This is a genomic window from Enterobacter sp. UPMP2060, from assembly GCF_053709655.1.
This window is the reverse complement of sequence record NZ_JBSKJQ010000001.1, coordinates 538,935-559,318: the sequence shown is the minus strand read 5'-3', so window position 1 is coordinate 559,318 and position 20,384 is coordinate 538,935. Positions and strand designations below refer to the sequence as shown.

The 20,384-nt window shown below is 55.5% G+C and carries 26 protein-coding genes; 15 read left to right on the top strand and 11 right to left on the bottom strand.

Translation table 11 applies throughout. From position 1 onward, the window contains the following. Positions 1-6: 6 nt before the first annotated feature. Genes ACWKXN_RS02745 through flgB form a run of 5 tightly spaced genes read right to left on the bottom strand, consistent with a single transcriptional unit; the run spans position 7 to position 3,606 of the window. Entirely contained in the window at positions 7-762 is a 756-nt protein-coding gene (locus ACWKXN_RS02745; protein ID WP_033145205.1) for a flagellar basal body rod protein FlgF, read from the bottom strand. Between the two features lie 20 nt (positions 763-782). Then, positions 783-2,033 carry a flagellar hook protein FlgE gene (gene flgE, locus ACWKXN_RS02740; protein ID WP_039261882.1) on the bottom strand — a complete coding sequence of 417 codons (1,251 nt, stop codon included), beginning with the start codon at positions 2,031-2,033 and terminating at the stop codon, positions 783-785. A 26-nt stretch (positions 2,034-2,059) separates the two neighbouring features. Next, entirely contained in the window at positions 2,060-2,770 is a 711-nt protein-coding gene (gene flgD, locus ACWKXN_RS02735) for a flagellar hook assembly protein FlgD (RefSeq protein ID WP_029740349.1), read from the bottom strand. An 11-nt stretch (positions 2,771-2,781) separates the two neighbouring features. Then, positions 2,782-3,186 (bottom strand): flagellar basal body rod protein FlgC, encoded by a 405-nt coding sequence (gene flgC, locus ACWKXN_RS02730; protein WP_008500814.1) that lies wholly within the window; start codon positions 3,184-3,186, stop codon positions 2,782-2,784. 3 nt (positions 3,187-3,189) lie between these two features. Further along, complete coding sequence (gene flgB, locus ACWKXN_RS02725; protein WP_023311135.1) at positions 3,190-3,606, bottom strand: flagellar basal body rod protein FlgB; 417 nt, start codon at positions 3,604-3,606, stop codon at positions 3,190-3,192. Positions 3,607-3,763: 157 nt separating this feature from the next. Between flgB and flgA the strand changes: the two genes are divergently transcribed. The 3 genes from flgA (at position 3,764) to flgN (ending at position 5,240) form a co-directional block, all read left to right on the top strand. Then, positions 3,764-4,423, top strand: a complete 660-nt coding sequence (gene flgA / locus ACWKXN_RS02720; RefSeq protein WP_023311134.1) for a flagellar basal body P-ring formation chaperone FlgA — start codon at positions 3,764-3,766, stop codon at positions 4,421-4,423. Positions 4,424-4,516: 93 nt separating this feature from the next. Beyond that, positions 4,517-4,810 (top strand): flagellar biosynthesis anti-sigma factor FlgM, encoded by a 294-nt coding sequence (gene flgM, locus ACWKXN_RS02715; protein WP_023311133.1) that lies wholly within the window; start codon positions 4,517-4,519, stop codon positions 4,808-4,810. Between the two features lie 4 nt (positions 4,811-4,814). Next, entirely contained in the window at positions 4,815-5,240 is a 426-nt protein-coding gene (flgN, locus tag ACWKXN_RS02710; protein ID WP_454543278.1) for a flagella biosynthesis chaperone FlgN, read from the top strand. Positions 5,241-5,299: 59 nt separating this feature from the next. Here the strand turns inward: flgN and murJ are convergent, their stop codons facing one another. The 4 genes from murJ to rimJ all read right to left on the bottom strand — a co-directional run bounded on the left by murJ (position 5,300) and on the right by rimJ (position 9,135). Then, complete coding sequence (gene murJ, locus ACWKXN_RS02705; protein WP_048975864.1) at positions 5,300-6,835, bottom strand: murein biosynthesis integral membrane protein MurJ; 1,536 nt, start codon at positions 6,833-6,835, stop codon at positions 5,300-5,302. A gap of 129 nt (positions 6,836-6,964) precedes the next feature. Next, the gene (locus ACWKXN_RS02700) at positions 6,965-7,888 is read right to left on the bottom strand and encodes a Gfo/Idh/MocA family protein (protein ID WP_047648104.1); all 924 of its coding nucleotides are present in this window, start codon (positions 7,886-7,888) and stop codon (positions 6,965-6,967) included. 2 nt (positions 7,889-7,890) lie between these two features. After that, a complete protein-coding gene (locus ACWKXN_RS02695) occupies positions 7,891-8,541 on the bottom strand; it encodes a YceH family protein (protein WP_335279692.1) in 651 nt (216 codons plus the stop codon). A gap of 9 nt (positions 8,542-8,550) precedes the next feature. Next, complete coding sequence (gene rimJ / locus ACWKXN_RS02690; protein ID WP_008500822.1) at positions 8,551-9,135, bottom strand: ribosomal protein S5-alanine N-acetyltransferase; 585 nt, start codon at positions 9,133-9,135, stop codon at positions 8,551-8,553. A gap of 236 nt (positions 9,136-9,371) precedes the next feature. On the opposite strand from rimJ, the gene mdtH reads away from it, so the two are divergent. The 9 genes from mdtH to ACWKXN_RS02645 all read left to right on the top strand — a co-directional run bounded on the left by mdtH (position 9,372) and on the right by ACWKXN_RS02645 (position 16,049). Next, positions 9,372-10,580, top strand: a complete 1,209-nt coding sequence (gene mdtH, locus ACWKXN_RS02685) for a multidrug efflux MFS transporter MdtH (protein WP_182931804.1) — start codon at positions 9,372-9,374, stop codon at positions 10,578-10,580. Between the two features lie 123 nt (positions 10,581-10,703). Beyond that, on the top strand, positions 10,704-11,264 hold the full coding sequence (locus tag ACWKXN_RS02680; RefSeq protein WP_023311126.1) for a lipoprotein: 561 nt from the start codon (positions 10,704-10,706) through the stop codon (positions 11,262-11,264). Positions 11,265-11,390: 126 nt separating this feature from the next. Further along, complete coding sequence (gene pyrC / locus ACWKXN_RS02675) at positions 11,391-12,437, top strand: dihydroorotase (protein ID WP_033145198.1); 1,047 nt, start codon at positions 11,391-11,393, stop codon at positions 12,435-12,437. Positions 12,438-12,511: 74 nt separating this feature from the next. Continuing rightward, positions 12,512-12,757 (top strand): DNA damage-inducible protein I, encoded by a 246-nt coding sequence (gene dinI / locus ACWKXN_RS02670; RefSeq protein ID WP_008500826.1) that lies wholly within the window; start codon positions 12,512-12,514, stop codon positions 12,755-12,757. A gap of 275 nt (positions 12,758-13,032) precedes the next feature. Continuing rightward, positions 13,033-13,287, top strand: coding sequence for a biofilm formation regulator BssS (gene bssS / locus ACWKXN_RS02665; RefSeq protein ID WP_008500827.1), 255 nt, complete (start codon positions 13,033-13,035; stop codon positions 13,285-13,287). A 116-nt stretch (positions 13,288-13,403) separates the two neighbouring features. Then, positions 13,404-14,522, top strand: coding sequence for an N-methyl-L-tryptophan oxidase (solA, locus tag ACWKXN_RS02660; protein ID WP_454543277.1), 1,119 nt, complete (start codon positions 13,404-13,406; stop codon positions 14,520-14,522). A gap of 59 nt (positions 14,523-14,581) precedes the next feature. After that, entirely contained in the window at positions 14,582-14,695 is a 114-nt protein-coding gene (locus tag ACWKXN_RS02655; RefSeq protein ID WP_259386044.1) for a YceO family protein, read from the top strand. A gap of 207 nt (positions 14,696-14,902) precedes the next feature. Continuing rightward, positions 14,903-15,469: a cytochrome b gene (locus ACWKXN_RS02650; protein ID WP_048975871.1), complete on the top strand. Its 567-nt coding sequence runs from the start codon at positions 14,903-14,905 to the stop codon at positions 15,467-15,469. Position 15,470: 1 nt separating this feature from the next. Further along, positions 15,471-16,049 (top strand): YceI family protein, encoded by a 579-nt coding sequence (locus ACWKXN_RS02645; RefSeq protein ID WP_454543276.1) that lies wholly within the window; start codon positions 15,471-15,473, stop codon positions 16,047-16,049. 41 nt (positions 16,050-16,090) lie between these two features. Here the strand turns inward: ACWKXN_RS02645 and trhO are convergent, their stop codons facing one another. Continuing rightward, positions 16,091-17,140 carry an oxygen-dependent tRNA uridine(34) hydroxylase TrhO gene (trhO, locus tag ACWKXN_RS02640; RefSeq protein WP_454543275.1) on the bottom strand — a complete coding sequence of 350 codons (1,050 nt, stop codon included), beginning with the start codon at positions 17,138-17,140 and terminating at the stop codon, positions 16,091-16,093. A gap of 221 nt (positions 17,141-17,361) precedes the next feature. Between trhO and ACWKXN_RS02635 the strand changes: the two genes are divergently transcribed. From ACWKXN_RS02635 to ACWKXN_RS02625, 3 genes are all read left to right on the top strand, one after another. Beyond that, positions 17,362-18,288, top strand: coding sequence for a Kdo(2)-lipid IV(A) acyltransferase (locus ACWKXN_RS02635; protein WP_023311120.1), 927 nt, complete (start codon positions 17,362-17,364; stop codon positions 18,286-18,288). Positions 18,289-18,428: 140 nt separating this feature from the next. Continuing rightward, positions 18,429-19,646 carry a multidrug efflux MFS transporter MdtG gene (gene mdtG / locus ACWKXN_RS02630; protein WP_248232665.1) on the top strand — a complete coding sequence of 406 codons (1,218 nt, stop codon included), beginning with the start codon at positions 18,429-18,431 and terminating at the stop codon, positions 19,644-19,646. 97 nt (positions 19,647-19,743) lie between these two features. Beyond that, positions 19,744-20,118, top strand: coding sequence for a MysB family protein (locus ACWKXN_RS02625; RefSeq protein ID WP_023311118.1), 375 nt, complete (start codon positions 19,744-19,746; stop codon positions 20,116-20,118). Positions 20,119-20,124: 6 nt separating this feature from the next. Here ACWKXN_RS02625 and ACWKXN_RS02620 read toward each other — a convergent pair whose 3' ends face one another. Next, positions 20,125-20,352, bottom strand: coding sequence for a YceK/YidQ family lipoprotein (locus ACWKXN_RS02620; protein WP_033145189.1), 228 nt, complete (start codon positions 20,350-20,352; stop codon positions 20,125-20,127). Between the last annotated feature and the right edge of the window lie 32 nt (positions 20,353-20,384).

Sequence of the window (20,384 nt, the reverse complement as noted above, 5' to 3'; positions counted from 1 at the left end):
GTCCTGTTAACTCATAGCCAGAAGTTGGTTAGCCTTGCCCGCGTTTTCATCCACGCTGCTGATGATCTTCATCTGCATTTCAAAACGACGGGCGCTGGCAATCATGTCGGTCATGGCTTCGACCGGCTTGACGTTGCTGCCTTCCAGAACGCCGGACATCACGCGGATGCTCGGATCGGCCTGTAACGTGGCGCCACGCGTCGCCTGCGCCGCCTGGGTCAGACGGAACATGCCGTCGTCGCCGCGCTGCACGTCTTTGGCTTCCGCTTTCACCAGCTTCAGACGTCCGACGGGCGCAACGGTATTGGCCGGGTCGCCCGGGTTCAGCGCCGAAATGGTACCGTCCGCGGCGATAGTCAGCTCAGAGCCTTCCGGCACGGTCAGCGGACCCGCTTCCCCCATTACCGGATGACCCTGAATCGTCAGCTGGCCCGTCGCGCTCACCTGGATATTGCCGTTACGGGTATAGCCTTCGCTGCCGTCGGCAGTTTGCACCGCCAGCCAGCCGTCCTGCTGCAGGGCAACGTCCAGCGGGCGCGAGGTGTAGTCCATCTGCCCTGGCGTCATATCTGCGCCAGGGGTTGATGCCGTCACCAGCGTACGGGTCGGCAGGGACAGCCCTTCAACCGGCACCGCGCGCAGCGCATTAAGCTGCGCACGAAAGCCCGGCGTAGAGGCGTTTGCCAGGTTGCTGGCGGTAACGGCCTGCTGATTGAGCGTCTGACTTGCCGCGCCCATCGCGGTATATATTGCGTGATCCATTGCGCTTTCCTGTTAGCCGCTTAACGCAGGTTAACCAGCGTGTTGAGGATCTGGTCCTGGGTTTTGATGGTCTGCGCGTTCGACTGATAGTTACGCTGCGCGACGATCATGTTCACCAGTTCTTTACTCATATCCACGTTGGAGGCTTCCAGCGCGCCGTTGGTCAGCTTGCCGAAGTTACCGGTGCCTGCAGTACCCAGCAGCGCCACGCCGGAGGACTGAGTGGCAGACCAGACGTTGTCACCTTCCGATTTCAGGCCTTCGTTGTTGGCGAAGTTTGCCAGCACGATCTGGCCCAGAACCTGAGACTGTTCGTTAGAGTAGCTTCCCACCACGGTGCCATCGTCGTTGATCTGGTAGCTCACCAGGTCGCCAGGCTTGTAGCCGTTCTGATTGGTTGCCACAACGCTGTTTGCACCGGTGTTCTGCTGCATGGAGTTCTGGAAGCTCAGGGAGAAGGTCGCCGCCGTCGCACCGCTGACAGAACCCGTGGTGATGTTAATGGCCGGCGTGGCGTTTGGCGTTGCGCTCAGTACACCCGCAGCGTCGTAGTTGTAGACACCCGCCAGGTTACCGTTCGCATCAAAGTTCATCTGCGCCGCTTTTGCTGCTGTAGAACCCGCAACGCTGCCGTCCTGAGTGTAAAGATCCCATTTATTGTTGGCCGTCTTCACGTAGTAGACGTACATGTTGTGGGCGTTACCCTGGCTGTCGAATACGGTCACGGTCCCTTTTTTGTTATAGGTATCCGGGTTGGTCGCATCGAACGGGGCAGTTTGAACAGGATCGGTTGAGTTCAGGTTGATCTGCTGCGTCGCGGTGGTGGTTGATTTCGCCGCCATCAGGGTATTCGGGATAGTAATCGCCTGAGGGTTCGCACCGGTCTGAACGGTTGGAGGCGTTCCAGCTACCGGGTAGCCCGTCAGCTGCATGCCCTGCATGTTAACCAGCGTACGGTTTTCGTCCAGCTTGAACTGGCCGTTACGGCTGTAGAACACAGAACCGTTGGAATCGACCATACGGAAGAAACCGTTCTGGCTGATAGCAACGTCCAGACCACGACCAGTGTTGGTGGTGGTACCGTCGGTAAAGTCCTGAGTGATGCCCGCAACTTTCACGCCCAGGCCGACTTTGGAACCGGCAAACATGTCCGCAAATGAAGCAGAACCGGATTTAAAACCATAGGTCGCGGAGTTGGCGATGTTGTTGCCAATGACGTCCAGGTTGGTGGCCGCAGCATTCAGGCCGCTGACCGCTTGAGAAAAGGCCATGACTTACTCCTGATAAGTGTTAAGGCTTAGATAATCTGCCGAACTTCGTCGAGTGTGGTGGAACCAGAGGTTCCCAAATCCAGTTTGTTGCCGTCGCTTCCTTTAATCACGCCCTGGACCAGCGCGAACTGCAGCGGCTGCGCCACCAGCTGGGTCGTCCCGTTGCTGGCGCTGATCGCTACTTTGTAAGAACCGTTTGGTGCTTTAGTGCCGTCGGTCAGGCTGCCATCCCACGTAAAGGTGTGAACGCCCGCCTTCAGCTCACCGATATCAATGGTGCGAACTACCACGTTATTGGCATCCATGATCGTTGCAGTGACCTTCTCAGCCGCCTGCTGGAGCTCAACGCCAAACGGCGTGGTGGTCGTTGTGGTGTTGCCTTCAGTGGTGCTGGTGCCCGCCAGAATCGTGGTTCCCGGGATCATCACCCCGTGGCCAATCAGGCTTGCCGCCTGCAGAGACTGGGCGCTGTTGATCTGCCCGGAGACGGAGCCGAGGGTGGTGTTGAGTTTCTCAATGCCGCTCACGGTGCTGATCTGCGCAAGCTGCGTGGTCAGTTCGTTGTTCTGCATTGGGTTGGTGGGATCCTGGTTCTTAAGCTGCGCCACCAGCAGCGTCAGAAAGCTGCCCTGAAGATCGGAGGCATTGCTCCCGGTGAGGGAGTTAGAACCCGTCGTACTCTTCGTGTTATTAACACCCGAGTTCGTAGGATCATTCACATTTACGGCGATGGACATGCATGTCTCCTTTACTGGCCGAGAGTGAGCGTTTTGAGCATCATGCTCTTCACGGTATTCAGCACTTCAACGTTGGCCTGGTAGCTGCGGGAAGCCGACATGGAGTTCACCATCTCACCCACCACATCCACGTTTGGCATTTTCACGTATCCGCTGGCATCCGCGAGCGGGTTACCCGGCTCATACACCAGTCTGTCCGGCGCCTGGCTCTCTACCACATCAGACACCTTCACGCCGCCCGTCGCCGCGCCCGGCGCAGCATCGACCTGAAAGACAACCTGTTTGGCACGATAAGGCTGGCCGTCTGGTCCGGTTACGCTGTCGGCGTTCGCCAGGTTGCTGGCAGCCACGTTCAGGCGTTTGGACTGCGCGGTTAACGCCGAACCGGCAATATCAAAAATATTCAACAAGGCCATCTATCAGTTCCCCCCCTGCAGGACGTTCATCATGCCTTTGATTTGTCCGCCGAGTACGGTCAGGCCCGTCTGGTATTTCAGACTGTTATCGGCAAACTGGGTACGCTCCCGGTCCATATCCACGGTGTTACCGTCGAGTGAGGGCTGATCGGGAATGCGGTAAAGTAAATCGGTCGCTGGCGCGGTCATCGCCTGAGCAGGAATATGGCGAGAGGATGTCATGGCAAGTGCAACACCCGTTCCTTCGGCACGTCCACGCTCCATCACCTTTTTGAGTTCACTGGAAAAATCAATATCGCGCGCCTGAAACCCTGGGGTATCGGCGTTAGCGATGTTGGCGGCTAAAATCTCCTGCCGCTGGGCGCGTAAATTGAGCGCTTCCTGCTGAAAACGTAACGCGGCGTCGAGTTTATCGAGCATGTCTCCTCCGCTGATGGCAAAATTTCAGTTCACAGCTTAAATCTCACCCGGTCTCCCCTATCGACGGAATAAGCGCAAAATGCGTCGCTATTTATTGCGTTGATGCAAAACCACTGCAGGTAGAATTCATTCAACTCTGGAAACGGTGGAACTTGCGATGCAAACGTTAAAACGTGGCCTGGTGGCAACTTTCTTGCTGTTTAGCCCTCTGGTGCAGGCTGAAGGCTTACAGGATCGGCTGACGGCTTTTTTTGCTGAAAAGCTGGCGGGCTTTAGCGATGAGGTTAACGTTACCGTGCGCACCCCACCGAATCTGTACCCGACCTGTGACCAACCGTCATTCAGCGTGACGGGAACCACCCGGCTGTGGGGAAATGTGAACGTGCTGGCACGCTGCGCGAACGAAAAACGCTATTTACAGGTTGCAGTTCAGGCGACGGGCAATTATGTTGTCGCCGCCGTGCCCATTGCGCGCGGCAGCGTGCTGCAGACGAACAGCGTGACGTTAAAACGCGGCCGTCTGGATCAGCTGCCTCCACGCACCATGCTGGAAATGAACCAGGCACAGGACGCCGTCAGCCTGCGCGATGTCGCACCCGGCCAGCCGATACAGCTCTCAATGCTGCGTCAGTCATGGCGGGTAAAAGCGGGTCAACAGGTGATGGTGGTGGCCAACGGAGATGGCTTTAGCATCAACAGTGAAGGGAAAGCGTTAAACAATGCCGCGGTGGCGCAAAACGCCCGCGTCAGAATGTCCTCAGGCCAGGTGGTGAGCGGAACCGTCGATTCTGATGGGAATATTCTGATTAACCTATAATCTTTTTAAAGATTTCGCGGCGCGTGCCGATAAATATTCCACTAATGATGATGTCAGGCGCAAACGCCGCGAACCCTCGATGAGGACAACACTATGAGCATTGATCGTACATCAGCCCTGAAGCCGGTAAGCGCTGTACAACCTCGCGAAACGAATGACGCTCCTGCGCAGAAAACGCGTCTGGAAAAACCGTCAACGTCCAACAGCACCAGCGTGACCCTGAGCGACGCACAGGCAAAACTGATGCAGCCAGGCAGCAACGATATCAATATGGAACGTGTTGAAGCGCTGAAAACGGCTATTCGTAACGGTGAGCTGAAAATGGACACCAGCAAAATCGCTGACGCCCTGATTCAGGAAGCACAGAGTTTCTTACAGAGTAACTAACCGTATGAGTCGACTGTCAGAAATACTGGATCAAATGACGGTTGTTCTTAACGACCTGAAAACGGTAATGGACGCTGAACAGCAGCATCTCTCTTCCGGTCACATCAACGGCAGCGCGCTGCAGCGTATCACTGAAGATAAGAGTTCGCTACTGGCGACGCTGGATTATCTGGAGCAGCAGCGCCGCGCTGAGCAGGATCCTAAGCGTAGCGCCAATGACGATATTATTGAACGCTGGCAAACCATAACCGAAAAAACCCAGCACCTGCGCGACCTTAACCAGCACAACGGCTGGCTACTGGAAGGTCAGATTGAGCGTAATCAGCAGGCGCTTGAGGTATTGAAACCGCATAAAGAAACCGGACTGTACAGTGCGGATGGTCAAACAGCGACTGCACGTATTGCGGGAGTTAAAAAGATTTCGATTTGACGCCTGTGCGACAAATCATGCAGCGGGGAGCACCATAAGGTGAACTCCCCTTTTGGCGTTTATGCCGTACGGCGGGCAAACTCTTTCACTTTGAATCCCAGCACCGCGAGCGTGGCAAAGTAAGCCACCACCCCAACGCCTACCACGGCCATCAGCCGCATCAGACGATAAGGCATGGTGCCGAGGGACCACTCCGGCATCACGTACATCATGCCGAGCAGCGCGGCTGACATGACCAGTACCGCAACGATCAGACGTGCCAGGAAACTTCCCCAGCCCGGCTGCGGCGTGAAAATATCCTGCTTGCGCAGCTGCCAGTACAACAGCCCGGCATTCAGACAGGCCGCCAGACCAATAGACAGCGACAGGCCGGCATGCTTCAGCGGACCAATAAACGCCAGGTTCATCAGCTGGGTCATAATCAGCGTCACGATGGCAATTTTCACCGGCGTTTTGATGTCCTGACGCGAGTAGAACCCGGGCGCCAGAACCTTGACGACGATCAGCCCCATCAAGCCGACCGAGTAGGCAATCAGCGCGCGCTGGGTCATAGCGGCATCAAAGGCGGTGAATTTCCCGTACTGGAAGAGCGACACCGTCAGCGGTTTGGCCAGAATGCCCAGCGCCACCGCGCTCGGCAGGGCCAGCAGGAAGCAGAGACGTAACCCCCAGTCCATCAGGCGGCAATATTCATCATGGTTGCCGCTGGCGAAACTTTTCGACAGCGACGGCAGCAGGATGGTCCCCAGCGCCACGCCCAGCACCCCGGACGGGAACTCCATCAGACGGTCGGCGTAGTACATCCAGGAAACCGAGCCGGACACGAGGAAAGAGGCAAAGATGGTGTTGATGATAAGCGAGATCTGGCTGACGGAGACGCCGAGAATGGCGGGCCCCATCTGCTTGATCACGCGCATCGCCCCGGCATCTTTGAGATTGATGCGCGGCAGCACCAGCATGCCGATTTTTTTCAGATGCGGCAGCTGGTACGCCAGCTGCAGCACGCCGCCGACGGTAACCGCCCAGGCCAGCGCCAGCACCGGCGGGTTGAAGTGCGGCGCGGCGAACAGGGCAAAACCGATCATGCTGACGTTGAGAAACGTCGGCGCAAACGCCGGAACAGAGAAGCGGTTCCAGGTGTTCAGGATCGCCCCCACCAGCGAGGCCAGCGAGATGAGCAGAATATAGGGGAAAGTAATGCGCAGCAGCTGCGAGGTCAGCGCAAATTTGTCAGCCGTATCGGCAAAACCGGGCGCGGTCACCATAATCACCCAGGGCGCGGCCAGCATCCCGAGAACGGTCACCACCGCCAAAGCCAGCGTCAGCAGCCCGGAGACATAAGAAACAAAGACGCGCGTCGCGTCTTCACCCTGCTTGCTTTTATATTCCGCCAGAATGGGCACGAATGCCTGGGAAAACGCCCCTTCAGCAAAAATACGACGCAGCAGGTTCGGCAATTTGAACGCGACGAAAAAGGCGTCCGTGGCCATCCCTGCACCAAATACCCTTGCCACAATGGCGTCGCGCGCAAAACCCAGCACGCGGGAAAACATGGTCATCGAGCTGACGGCCGCCAGCGATTTTAATAAGTTCATTAACGTGAATTTCCAGAACCATACGGATTTGTAGACCGGGTTAGCGTAAGCGCCACCCGGCAAAGCCAACAAGCGGCGCTTAGTCTAACCGGATTTCAACGAATTACTATCCGCAGATGTTACAGCGAGTTATTCGCTCATGGCATCGCGCCAGAGCCTTTCCACAATGCGCTGCGCCAGAATGGCCTGCTCGCCGGACGTTTCAGGAACCGTCTGATTTTGCACGCAGGTGATAAAGTGACGGGCGCATCCTGCGAAACCGCGCTGCTCGAGGGTGCTCTGCCAGCCTGGCGCCGGGAGCGTCACCACGCCATTGCCTTTCTCTTCCCGCCATTCGCGCATGTCCGTAATGTCGTACAGCGCGCCCTCGGTCACCGCCTGCACGGATTCACGCTGGCTTCCCGCCCGACGGTGCATGCTGGTGGTAATCTGAAGATGCTCAACGGCAAAGTGGTGCTCCGCGTAGACCATCTGCCCCTGGTCATTCGTTAACAGGGTACCGCTCTTCAGCTGCGCATTACCGTTGCTCAGCCACAGCGCCGTATCCACAACGTGCAGATAATCATCCAGAAGGGTGAAGCGCAGATCGTTTGGCCCAATGCTGTCGGTGCGGTGCTTATCCATCCGCAGCGAGGCGAGCGTGCCCGACTGCGCCTTCAGCTGCTGGTAAAGCGGCGCGAAGCGGCGGTTGAAGCCTACCATCAGCGTCAGTTTTTTGCGCGCGGCCAGCTCAATCAGCCGTTCGGCATCCTGAACATTTTCCGCCAGCGGTTTATCCACGCAGACGTGAACCCCCAAATTGAGCAGCTCGCTCACCACCTGATAGTGGGTTGCCGTTGAGGTATGTACAAAGACCGCATCACACTCGCGGGCCAGATCCTGCAGGGAGGCAGCATACGGAATGCGCCAGGTTTCGCAGATACGTTCTGCCTTTTCTCGAGTGGGTGACCATGCCCCTTGCAGGGTCCAGTCCGTTGCTGCACCTAAAACAGGCAGCCAGGCTTTTTGCGCGATGCCGCCGAGCCCCACCACGCCTACGCGTAATTTTTTCACCGTCAGTCTCCCAGATGTGCCAGCAACGCATCCAGGCGCTGTTTCAGCCCGGCGACCTCGTCTTCCAGCGCTTCTACGCGCGTGGCAAGAGTGTCATTGCTTGCTGAGGATCCCGCGTCGCTCTCCACGGTAGCGACATCGACGTCGCCGCTGAACAGATGCATATAGCGGCTTTCACGTTTGCCCGGCTCGCGCGCCAGACGCACCACGTATGGGCCGTCTTCGCGAGAAGCCAGCCCTTCCAGGGTCTGCTCAACTTCCTGCATATCGCTGAACTCATGCATACGGGAAGCGCGCGTGCGCAGCTCTCCCGGCGTCTGCGCCCCGCGCAGCAACAGCGTGGTGATGACCGCCACTTCCGCACTGCTCAGCTTCAGGTCGCCGAATTCGGAGTTACAGAAGCGCTGTTCGTATTTGGTCACGCGGTTGCCGAAGCCGCTGACGGTGCGCAGATAGTGGCGTTTTACCAGCGCATCCAGCACGTCCTGAACCTCATGCTCGCTGAGGTTCATCACCGGCTCGCGGTTGGTCTTCTGGTTGCAGGCCATGGTCACAGCGTTGACGGAGAGCGGATACTGCTCCGGCGTGGTGACCTGTTTTTCGAGTAAGCACCCAATCACGCGCGCTTCTGTACCGTTTAGCTGATACTTCATCTTTTCTCCTTAACGACCTGCGGTCCAGTCCCGGGTGGTTAACGCCGTCAGAACGTGGTCGCGCCACTCTCCGTCTATCAGCAGATAGTCTTTGGCGTAACCCTCTTTCTCGAACCCTAAGCGGGCCAGCAAATTGCCGCTGCGCTGATTATGCGGCATATAGTTCGCCATAATGCGATGGATATGCTGCGTGCGTTGCATATAGCGGATCGCCACCGTTAACGCCTCGTACATCAGCCCCTGCCCCTGCCATTTCTGGCCGATGGAGTAGCCAAGGTAGCAGGCGTGAAACGACCCGCGCACCACGTTTGAAAAATTAGCGATCCCGATAATCTCTTTCTCTTCGGGATCCAGCAGAGCGAAATAAAACGCGCTGCCCTGCTTGTGAAATTCCGTAATCATGCTGAGGCGCGCCTGCCAGCCGGAAGGGTAACAATGGCTCTCATCCCGAACGGGTTCCCAGGGTTTTAAAAACTGGCGATTCTCGGCGTAATAATCCGCCAGACGCCAGGCATCACGCTCATGCACCAGACGAACGACCAGCCGGTCCGTTGTCAGACGCACTTTTGGCACATTGCTGCGATAGCCAAACATCGATACCACTCCTTCCCGTCACTTCTGCTGACCCATTAGCTTTACTATACCTGCGCCTGTGCCGTCTGTGAAAACAGTGACATACCATTTTCACCTCTTTTCACATTTTTCGATGAGAACTCTCTATCAAAGCACCCTTTTGATAAAAAAATATTGTCACCCACGGGGGTGGGAAAAAACGCGGCGACACCGCAGAATGTTAGCGTGCTCACCTTCTTATTTTCCCTGGAGGGAAAATGTCCCGCGTATCACAGGCCAGGAGCCTGGGTAAATATTTCCTGCTCGTCGATAACATGCTGGTCGTGCTCGGCTTTTTTGTCGTTTTTCCGCTGATATCGATCCGCTTTGTCGATCAGATGGGCTGGGCGGCATTAATGGTTGGCATTGCCCTGGGGCTACGCCAGTTTGTCCAGCAGGGCCTGGGCGTCTTTGGCGGGGCCATCGCTGACCGCTTCGGCGCTAAGCCGATGATCGTTACCGGTATGCTGCTGCGCGCGGCAGGCTTTGCCACGATGGCGGTCGCCCAGGAGCCATGGCTGCTCTGGTTCTCCTGTTTCCTCTCCGGTATCGGCGGCACGCTGTTCGATCCGCCACGCACCGCGCTTGTGGTAAAGCTTATTCGCCCCCAGCACCGCGGCCGTTTCTTCTCGATTCTGATGATGCAGGACAGTGCCGGGGCGGTTATCGGCGCCCTGCTGGGAAGCTGGCTGCTGCAGTATGACTTCCGTCTGGTCTGCGCCGCTGGGGCGGTGCTCTTTATTCTGTGCGCGCTGTTCAATGGCCTGTTCCTGCCCGCCTGGAAACTGTCGACGGTCAAAGCGCCGGTCCGGGAAGGGCTTGGCCGCGTCCTGCGCGACAGGCGTTTTGTCACCTATGTGTTGACCCTGACGGGATACTACATGCTGGCTGTACAGGTCATGCTGATGCTGCCGATCATGGTTAACGACATCGCGGGGACCCCTGCAGCCGTTAAATGGATGTACGCCATCGAAGCCTGCCTGTCGTTAACGCTGCTCTATCCGATTGCCCGCTGGAGCGAACGGCGTTTTCGTCTGGAGCATCGCCTGATGGCCGGGCTGTTCCTGATGACGCTGAGCATGATGCCGATCGGCCTGGTGAACTCTCTCCAGCAGCTGTTTACGCTGATTTGCACGTTCTATATAGGGTCGATCATCGCCGAGCCTGCCCGTGAAACGCTGAGCGCCTCGCTTGCGGATGCGCGTGCGCGCGGCAGCTATATGGGTTTCAGCCGGCTGGGGCTGGCGCTTGGCGGCGCATTAGGTTACGCGGGTGGCGGCTGGTTGTTTGATGCCGGCAAAGCGTTAAACCAGCCCGAACTCCCGTGGATGATGCTCGGCGTGGTGGGCTTTATGACGCTCCTTGCTCTGTGGTGGCAGTTCAGCCCGAAACGCAGCGCGAGCGGGATGCTCGAGCCTGGCGCGTAGCCTTTCCCTCGGGCGGGAGCCCCTCCCGCCCCACTTCTCAGTTTTTTCTGCTGGTTTCTGCCAATTCACACTGACATACTGGCGCAACAGGACAGAAGCGCCGATTTTTCGTTGAGGAACACTATGAAGAAAATTGTCTTTGCCGCGGCATTAGTAGTCAGCGGCCTGCTGGTTGGCTGTAACCAGCTCACGCAATATACCGTCAGTGAACAGGAAATTAATCAGGCGCTGGAAAAACATAACAATTTCTCTAAAGACATTGGCGTGCCGGGACTGGCGGACGCGCATATCGTCCTGACGAACCTGACCAGCCAGATCGGACGTGAAGAGCCAAACAAAGTCACCCTGGCCGGTGATGCGGATCTCGATATGTCATCCCTCTTTGGCAATCAGAAGGCCAACATCAAGCTCAAGCTGAAGGCCCTGCCCGTTTTCAACAAAGAGAAAGGGGCGATTTTCCTGCAGGAGATGGAAGTTGTCGATGCGCAGGTGTCGCCGGACAAGATGGCACCGGTTCTGCAAACCCTGATGCCCTATCTGAACCAGTCGCTGCGTAATTACTTTAACCAGCAGCCCGCGTACGTCTTAAGCGAAGACAAAAGCAAGGGTGAAGCTCTGGCGAAAAAATATGCAAAAGGTATAGAGGTGAAACCGGGAGAAATTATCATTCCTTTCACCGATTAACCTGAAGGGCGCTGCGGCGCCCTTTTTTTTACGGAAAAGTGTGCAAACGAAAACGTTTCCGCTTATGATTTGTGTCCGGCAAAAACAGCCATCCTTATGACTGATTCCTGACAAGCCGGAGCTTCCATGACTGCACAACCCCAGGTTCTTAAAATCCGCCGCCCTGACGACTGGCATATCCATCTGCGTGATGGCGATATGCTGAAAACCGTCGTGCCTTATACCAGCGAAATTTATGGCCGCGCGATTGTCATGCCTAACCTGGTTCCACCAGTCACCACCGTCGATGCCGCGATGGCCTATCGCCAGCGCATCCTGGATGCCGTTCCTGCGGGACACGATTTTACCCCGTTGATGACCTGCTATCTTACCGACTCGCTGGATCCGAACGAAGTGGAGCGCGGGTTTAACGAAGGCGTATTTACGGCGGCGAAACTCTACCCGGCAAATGCCACCACCAACTCCAGCCACGGCGTCACCAGCATTGATGCCATCATGCCGGTTCTGGAACGCATGCAGAAACTGGGCATGCCGCTGCTGGTCCATGGTGAAGTCACGCATGCCGAGATTGACATCTTCGACCGTGAAGCCCGCTTTATCGAGACCGTGATGGAGCCTCTGCGCCAGCGCCTGCCCGCGCTTAAAGTGGTCTTTGAGCATATCACCACCAAAGACGCGGCAGAGTATGTACGCGACGGCAACGATCTTATCGCCGCGACCATTACGCCACAGCACCTGATGTTTAACCGTAACCACATGCTGGTGGGCGGGGTGCGTCCTCACCTGTACTGTCTGCCTATTCTCAAGCGCAACATCCACCAGCAGGCGCTGCGCGAGCTGGTTGCCAGCGGGTTCTCCCGCGCGTTCCTCGGCACCGATTCCGCACCTCACGCCCGCCACCGCAAAGAGGCGAGCTGCGGCTGTGCAGGCTGCTTCAACGCCCCAACGGCACTGGCCAGCTACGCGACCGTCTTTGAAGAGATGAACGCGCTCGAACATTTTGAAGCGTTCTGCTCCCTTAACGGCCCGCGCTTCTACGGCCTGCCGGTCAACGACACCTTTATCGAACTGGAGCGTAAAGCGAGCCACGTTGAGGAGTCCATTGCGCTGACGGATGACACGCTGATCCCATTCCTGGCGGGCGAAACCGTTAACTGGACGGTAAAACGTTAAAAAATCAATGCCCCTTGTTGTCAAATCGATAATATGCCTGTATAAATAAACAGTATATTACACAGGGGGCATTTATGCGTATTGAAGTCACCATAGCCAAAACAACCGTTCTGCCTGCCGGCGCGCTTGATGCACTGGCAGGCGAATTATCCCGCCGTATTAACAACACCTTTCCCGACAACGCGGGTGCCGTAACGGTGCGTTACGCCGCGGCGAACAACCTCTCCGTCATTGGTGCTGCGAAAGAAGATAAAGATCGCATCAGCGAAATCCTGCAGGAAACGTGGGAAAGCGCAGACGACTGGTTTATCACAGATTAACACTGCTCCCTCATTGTGTTTTTTTGCCGGGTCGCCCCGGCTTTTTTTTTGTCTAAAAATCCTGCAAGTTCAAATTAATTCGGCATCTTCTTTAAAAATCGTGAACGAGATGGTGTTTTATTGTTCGAACAATCCTAAAAAGCAGAAAAATGTGTTGCCACCTGTTTATTTTTCCCGTTGGAACCCTTATTACTTGGTATACTGAAGATGCTTTCAGAAAAACATGCATTGAACCTCAGAGCCGTTGTCTTCTAACACGCATTAAGGGGGTTATAATGGAAAAGAATAGTGAAGTGATCCAGACCCATCCACTGGTTGGCTGGGATATCAGTACCGTAGATAGCTACGATGCGCTGATGCTGCGTTTGCACTACCAGACCCCGAATCAACTCAACCGTGAAGAAGCGGAAGTTGGACAGACGCTGTGGCTAACAACAGACGTCGCCCGTCAGTTTATTTCTATTTTAGAGGCAGGTATTGCAAAAATAGAATCTGGCGACTATCAGGAAAATGAGTATAAACGGCACTAAGCTTATGCCCACTTTTCTCTCTACAGGCACCCACGCGGTGCCTTATTTATTTCTCCCTTGTCTAACCCCGCGTTGTTAATTACTCTGCTAACAAAACATCAGTTTATGAGATGCATATGAGATACGACTTAATCATTATTGGTAGCGGCTCCGTGGGTTCCGCCGCCGGTTATTACGCAACACAGGCAGGTCTGAAGGTCCTGATGATCGATGCCCACCTTCCTCCTCATTCGGAGGGCAGCCATCATGGCGATACCCGTCTCATGCGCCATGCGTATGGAGAAGGCGAGCGCTATGTGCCGCTGGTGCTTCGCGCCCAGACGCTGTGGGATGAACTGGCGACACAGACCGAAGAGCGTATTTTCGAGCGTACCGGCGTCGTCAACCTTGGCCCTGCTCATTCTGATTTTCTCGCCGGCGTTGAGCGCAGCGCAAAAGCCTTTAATCTGGATGTTGAGAAGCTGGACGCAACGGGCATTACCGCGCGCTGGCCTGAAATTACCGTCCCGGACGATTACATCGGCCTCTTTGAAGCCCACTCCGGCGTGCTGCATTGTGAAACGGCAATCAAAACCTGGATCGATCTTGCCGCTAAGGCCGGCTGTGCGCAGCTGTTTAACTGTCCGGTGGAGGCCATCACCCATGACGTGAATGGCGTCACGGTAACAACTCTTGACGGCGACTATTCAGCGTCCCACCTGCTCGTCAGCGCAGGAACCTGGGTCACTCGCCTGCTGCCGGAACTGCCAATCCAGCCGGTGCGCAAGGTCTTCTCCTGGTTCCAGTCGGATGGTCGCTACAGCGCGCAGAATAAATTCCCGGCCTTCACCGGCGAATTGCCGAATGGCGATCAGTTCTACGGTTTCCCTTCCGAGAAAGACGCGCTGAAAATCGGTAAACACAACGGTGGCCAGGCTATCGCCTCTCCTGACGAACGCAAGCCTTTTGGCGCCTGTCCACAGGATGGTTCAGAAGCCTTCTCGTTCCTGCGCACTATTCTTCCGGGCGTCGGTGGCTTGCTGTATGGCGCGGCCTGTACCTACGACAACACGCCGGATGAAGACTTCATCATTGATACCCTGCCAGGGCATGACAACGTCCTGCTGATTACCGGGCTGAGCGGCCACGGCTTTAAATTCGCTTCCGTGCTGGGCGAGATCGCCGCGCAGTTCGCCCAGGGTATCAAACCGCAGTTTGATCTGACGCCCTTCTCGCTCTCGCGTTTTAACGGATAATCCGCACGGGCTCTGGAGGTACCGGGGCCCGTTTTATTCACACTGCATTACGGGGCATTATGCGCAGGATCGTTAGCTTTCTGATAAATAATATTCGCGAGCATTTCATGCTCTATATCTTATTGTGGGCGCTGCTGGCTATTATTGATTTTGTTTACATTGTATTTTATTGAAAACCCTGACTGACAATAATTGACATTAATTTAGCTTTATTGAAACTCTCAATTCCTCTTGCACGAAGACATTGAATTACCTTCGCCCTTTCCTTTCAAAATTGCTGAAATAAATAAAATAAAAATCAATAGATAATTATTTCAGTTGCAATGTCTTATCTTCCCGTTCATTTTTACCCTTCGGTTAATATGAAAATGGACATTCTGATGCAACTGCGTAACACCTCCCGGCGCTACGGAATAATATCCATAGGTTTGCACTGGATATTTGCTATTGCCGTCTACGGTATGTTTGGCCTTGGACTCTGGATGGTCACGCTCAGCTATTACGACGGCTGGTATCACCAGGCACCGGAGTTACATAAAAGCATTGGCGTTCTCCTGATGCTGGGTCTGGTTTTTCGTGTGATCTGGCGACATATTTCCCCGCCGCCCGCGGCGCCGAAGACCCACGGCAAATTTACCCGCGTCAGTGCAGTCGCCGCGCATATCGCGCTCTATGCGCTGCTCTTCGCCATTCTGATCAGCGGCTACCTTATCTCAACGGCGGACGGTAAGCCGATTAGCGTCTTTGGCCTTTTTGACGTCCCGGCAACGCTCAGCGATGCGGGCGCTCAGGCTGACACCGCCGGGGTCGTTCACCTCTGGCTTGCGTGGAGCGTCGTGATCCTGTCCGTGCTGCACGGGCTTGCCGCCCTCAAACACCATTTTATTGATAAAGACGATACGCTAAAGCGCATGCTTGGCCGCTCGTCAGTTGACTCTGGAGCATAAAATGAAAAAACACCTGCTGGGTATCGCCCTGGGTTCTCTGTTATTCACCGCCGGTTCCGCCGTGGCGGCTGATTATAAAATTGATAAGGAGGGCCAGCACGCTTTCGTCAATTTCCGTATTCAGCACCTGGGATACAGCTGGCTGTACGGTACCTTTAAAGATTTTGACGGCACATTCACCTTTGACGAGAAGAATCCTGCCGCCGATAAGGTCAACGTAACCATTAATACCAACAGCGTGGATACCAATCATGCTGAACGTGATAAACATCTGCGCAGTGGGGAATTCCTCAATGTCGGGAAATACCCACAGGCGACCTTCACCTCCACGGAAGCGAAAAAAGAGGGTGATAAGCTGAATATTACCGGCAACCTGACGCTTAACGGCGTAACAAAACCGGTCACGCTGGATGCTAAATTACTGGGTCAGGGTGACGATCCGTGGGGCGGTAAACGCGCAGGTTTTGAAGCGGCGGGTAAAATTCACCTGAAAGATTTTAATATCACAACGGATTTAGGCCCCGCGTCTCAGGACGTTGAGCTGATTATTTCCGTTGAAGGCGTACAGCAGAAATCATAATAGATTCGCCCGGCAGGCTTTCGCCGTGCCGGGCGTTATTATCATTCCGGGTCAGGGATACCCAGTTTGGTATTCAGACGGCCGCGTGATTTATTAAAAATCTTGTTGCCGTTTTCACGTCCTGCGCGACGGCGACGCTGCTCTTCTTCCGGCAGGATGCTCTCTTCGCTGCACAGTTCGCTACAGCAGCCGTTAAACTTCTCGGCACAGGCCGGGCACTGAATGAACAGCAGATGACACCCGTCGTTTTTGCAGTTGGTGTGGGTATCGCACGGTGCGCCGCACTGGTGGCACTGGGCAATAACGTCTTCAGAAATACGCTCACCCATACGCTCGTCAAAGACAAAGTTTTTCCCGATAAAGCGTACCGGTAAACCCTGCTCGCGGGCGCGGCGGGCATACTCAATAATGCCGCCTTCAATATGCCAGACCTTATTAAAGCCGTTGTGCTTCATCCACGCGCTGGCTTTCTCACAGCGGATACCGCCGGTGCAGTACATAACGATCTTTTTATCTTTATGTTCCTGCATCATCTCAACCGCTTTGGGCAGCTGCTCGCGGAAGGTATCGGCCGGGATTTCCATCGCGTTCTCGAAATGCCCCACTTCGTATTCATAGTGGTTACGCATATCAATGAACACGGCATCCGGATCGTCCAGCATCGCATTCACTTCCGCAGCCTTGAGATATTCACCGACATCCGCCGCGTTAAACTCGGGATCGTCGATACCGTCCGCCACGATGCGTTCACGCACCTTCATGCGCAGCACCCAGAAGGATTTCCCGTCATCGTCCAGGGCAATGTTCAGGCGCAAGCCGTCGAGGGCCGGATCGAACTGATAAAGACACTCGCGGAAATCGCTGACTTTGCTTTCCGGTACGCTAATTTGCGCGTTGATGCCTTCACGGGCAAGGTAGACGCGGCCGAAGACGTTCAGGGCCGTGAACGCCTGATAAAGCGCATCGCGGGTCGCCTGCGGATCGTCGATCGTGAAGTATTTATAGAAAGAGATGGTTGTGCGCGGTTCGGTTTCAGCCAACATACGCGCTCTTAACATCTCATTCGACACGCGGTTGTGTAACACTGGCATGGTGTACAGTCCTGGAATCGTTAGAGAGAATGAAAAATCGGTCGGCATCATATAGCAAACAAAACCAATTTACATCCCCACAATTTACGCTACATTTCACACACCCTGATTAATCAGGCTTAACAATTGCTGTATTCGTGCACGCTTCGAAAGCAGATATTTTGGCTATGTCTCAAAAAATGAGACACTAGCAAAACAGGACGTTTGAACACAGGAAAGACATGACCCAGTTACCAAAATTTACTGCCGCCCTTTTGCATCCCCGCTATTGGTTGACCTGGCTTGGCATCGGCTTTTTATGGCTTCTGGTACAGCTTCCCTACCCTGTTATTTTTCGGTTGGGTAAATTTCTGGGCCGCTTCGCGCAACTGTTTATGAAGCGTCGCGCCAGAATCGCGTACCGCAATCTTGAGCTGTGTTTTCCCCAGATGAGCGAGCCAGAGCGTCACGATATGGTCGCGAAGAATTTCGAATCCGTCGGGATGGGGCTCATGGAGACCGGTATGGCGTGGTTCTGGCCGGACAAACGCATGGCCCGCTGGAGCGAGGTGACGGGAACCGGCATGGAGCCTGTGCATACGCTTCAGGCCAACCAGACGGGCGTTTTGCTGATCGGCGTTCATTTCCTGACGCTGGAAATCGGGGCGCGCATGTTCGGCATGCAGGCGCCGGGCATTGGCGTTTATCGTCCTAACGATAACCCGGTCATCGATTTAATCCAGACCAACGGCCGCATGCGCTCCAACAAAAGCATGATCGACCGTAAGGATCTGAAGGGGATGATCCGCGCGCTGAAATCCGGTGAAGTGGTCTGGTATGCCCCCGACCACGACTATGGCCCACAGGCCAGCGTATTTGTTCCCTTCTTCGCCGTTGAAGAGGCCGCCACAACGACCGGTACCTGGATGCTGGCGCGGATGTCTAAAGCTGCCATCGTGCCTTTCGTCCCTCGCCGTAAGCCGGATGGTTCAGGCTACGAGCTGATGATGCTGGAGCCGGAGCTTGCGCCACCGCTTGACGATGCGGAAACCACCGCGCGCTGGATGAACAGCGTTGTGGAGAAGTGCATCATGCTGGCGCCCGAGCAGTATATGTGGCTGCACCGCCGTTTTAAAACGCGTCCACAAGGCACGCCGTCCCGCTATTAATCCCCATGCGGTCTTCAGGGCCGCATGCCGTTTTAGCTTTAAAAGCTCCTCGTCATTGCGGCAATCATAACCCAGGCGCATAATTAGCAGGCTTATTACTTTATGCTTCAGGTGCTCTGCACCTCATTATGCGGATAGTTATGTCACCCTCAGATGCCCCCATAAACTGGAAGCGTAACCTCGCGGTTGCGTGGCTTGGCTGTTTTCTTACCGGCGCGGCCTTTAGCCTGGTCATGCCCTTCCTGCCGCTCTACGTCGAACAGCTTGGCGTAACGGGCCACAGCGCGCTCAATATGTGGTCCGGTCTGGTATTCAGCATCACGTTTCTCTTTTCCGCGATGGCCTCGCCCTTCTGGGGCGGCCTTGCCGACCGCAAGGGACGTAAAATCATGCTGCTGCGTTCGGCGCTGGGGATGGCCATTATCATGGCGCTGATGGGCGTGGCGCAGAACGTCTGGCAGTTTCTGATCCTGCGCGCGCTGCTGGGCCTGCTGGGAGGATTTATTCCCAACGCGAATGCCCTGATAGCCACGCAAATCCCCCGCCATAAGAGCGGCTGGGCGCTAGGAACACTCTCCACCGGCGGCGTGAGCGGTGCTCTGCTGGGACCGCTGGCCGGCGGATTACTGGCGGATAACTACGGCCTGCGGCCGGTCTTCTTTATCACCGCCAGCGTGTTGTTCCTGTGCTTTATCGTCACCCTGCTCTGTATCCGGGAAAACTTCACGCCTGTCGCCAAAAAAGAGATGCTCCACGCCAGAGAGGTGCTGACCTCGCTCAAAAATCCCAGACTGGTGCTGAGCCTGTTCGTGACGACAATGATTATCCAGGTAGCTACCGGGTCGATTGCCCCTATTCTGACGCTGTACGTTCGCGATCTGGCGGGTAACGTCAGCAATATTGCGTTCATCAGCGGGCTGATTGCCTCCGTGCCCGGCGTGGCGGCGCTGCTGAGCGCCCCGAGGCTGGGTAAACTGGGAGACCGCGTTGGTCCCGAGAAAATCCTGATCTGCGCGCTGGTCATTTCCGTCCTCCTGCTTATCCCGATGTCGATGGTGCAAACGCCATGGCAGCTGGGCGTCCTGCGCTTTTTACTGGGTGCCGCTGATGGCGCGTTGCTGCCCGCCGTACAGACCCTGCTGATCTACAACTCCACGAACCAGATCGCCGGGCGTATTTTCAGCTATAACCAGTCATTCCGCGATATCGGTAACGTCACCGGACCGCTGCTCGGAGCCGGGATCTCCGCCAGCTTCGGTTTTCGCGCCGTCTTTATCGTGACGGCGGGCGTCGTATTGTTCAATGCCATTTATTCATGGTTCAGTTTATCCCGCGCGCTGCGGCCCGTGACGGAATAAGACGAACGCCTGACGGCTTATTTTCGTATTCATACTTGCAGAATCTTATATTCAGCTATTCTTTCCCTGAAACCTTCTGGAAAACAGGGAGACACCAATGACCATGTACGCCACGCTGGAAGAAGCTATTGATGCCGCTCGTGAAGAGTTCCTCGCCGACAACCCCGGCGTTGAAGAAGAAGATGCTGACGTGCAACAGCTTAATATCCAAAAATACGTTCTGCAGGATGGGGATATTATGTGGCAGGCCGAATTCTTTGCCGATGAAGGTGAAGAAGGGGAATGTTTGCCGATATTAAGTGGTGAAGGTGCGCAGGCCGTCTTTGATGGCGACTACGACGAAATCGAACTTCGGCAGGAATGGCTGGAAGAGAATACCCTGCACGAGTGGGATGAGGGTGAGTTTCAGCTCGAGCCGCCGCTGGATACGGAAGAAGGTCAAACCGCAGCCGACGAGTGGGACGAGCGTTAATTTACGCTATTCGTAAGGGCCGTGGCTGGCATCGATCGGCAGCAACAGCGTGTCGAAAATCAGCGAGAACGGCAGATCGAGCACGGTCAGGTAGCGCCACGCGGAATCACGAAGATCCCATTTCACGCCCGGGTAATACTGATTTCCGTGGCCCTGCCCTGGAATGGTGCGACTGATGATACTGCCGCAGCCGCTGAGCAGGCATGCCACCATAACGACGATGATTATTCTCATCTTTAACCTCTAAAAAAATACCGGCGATTTAG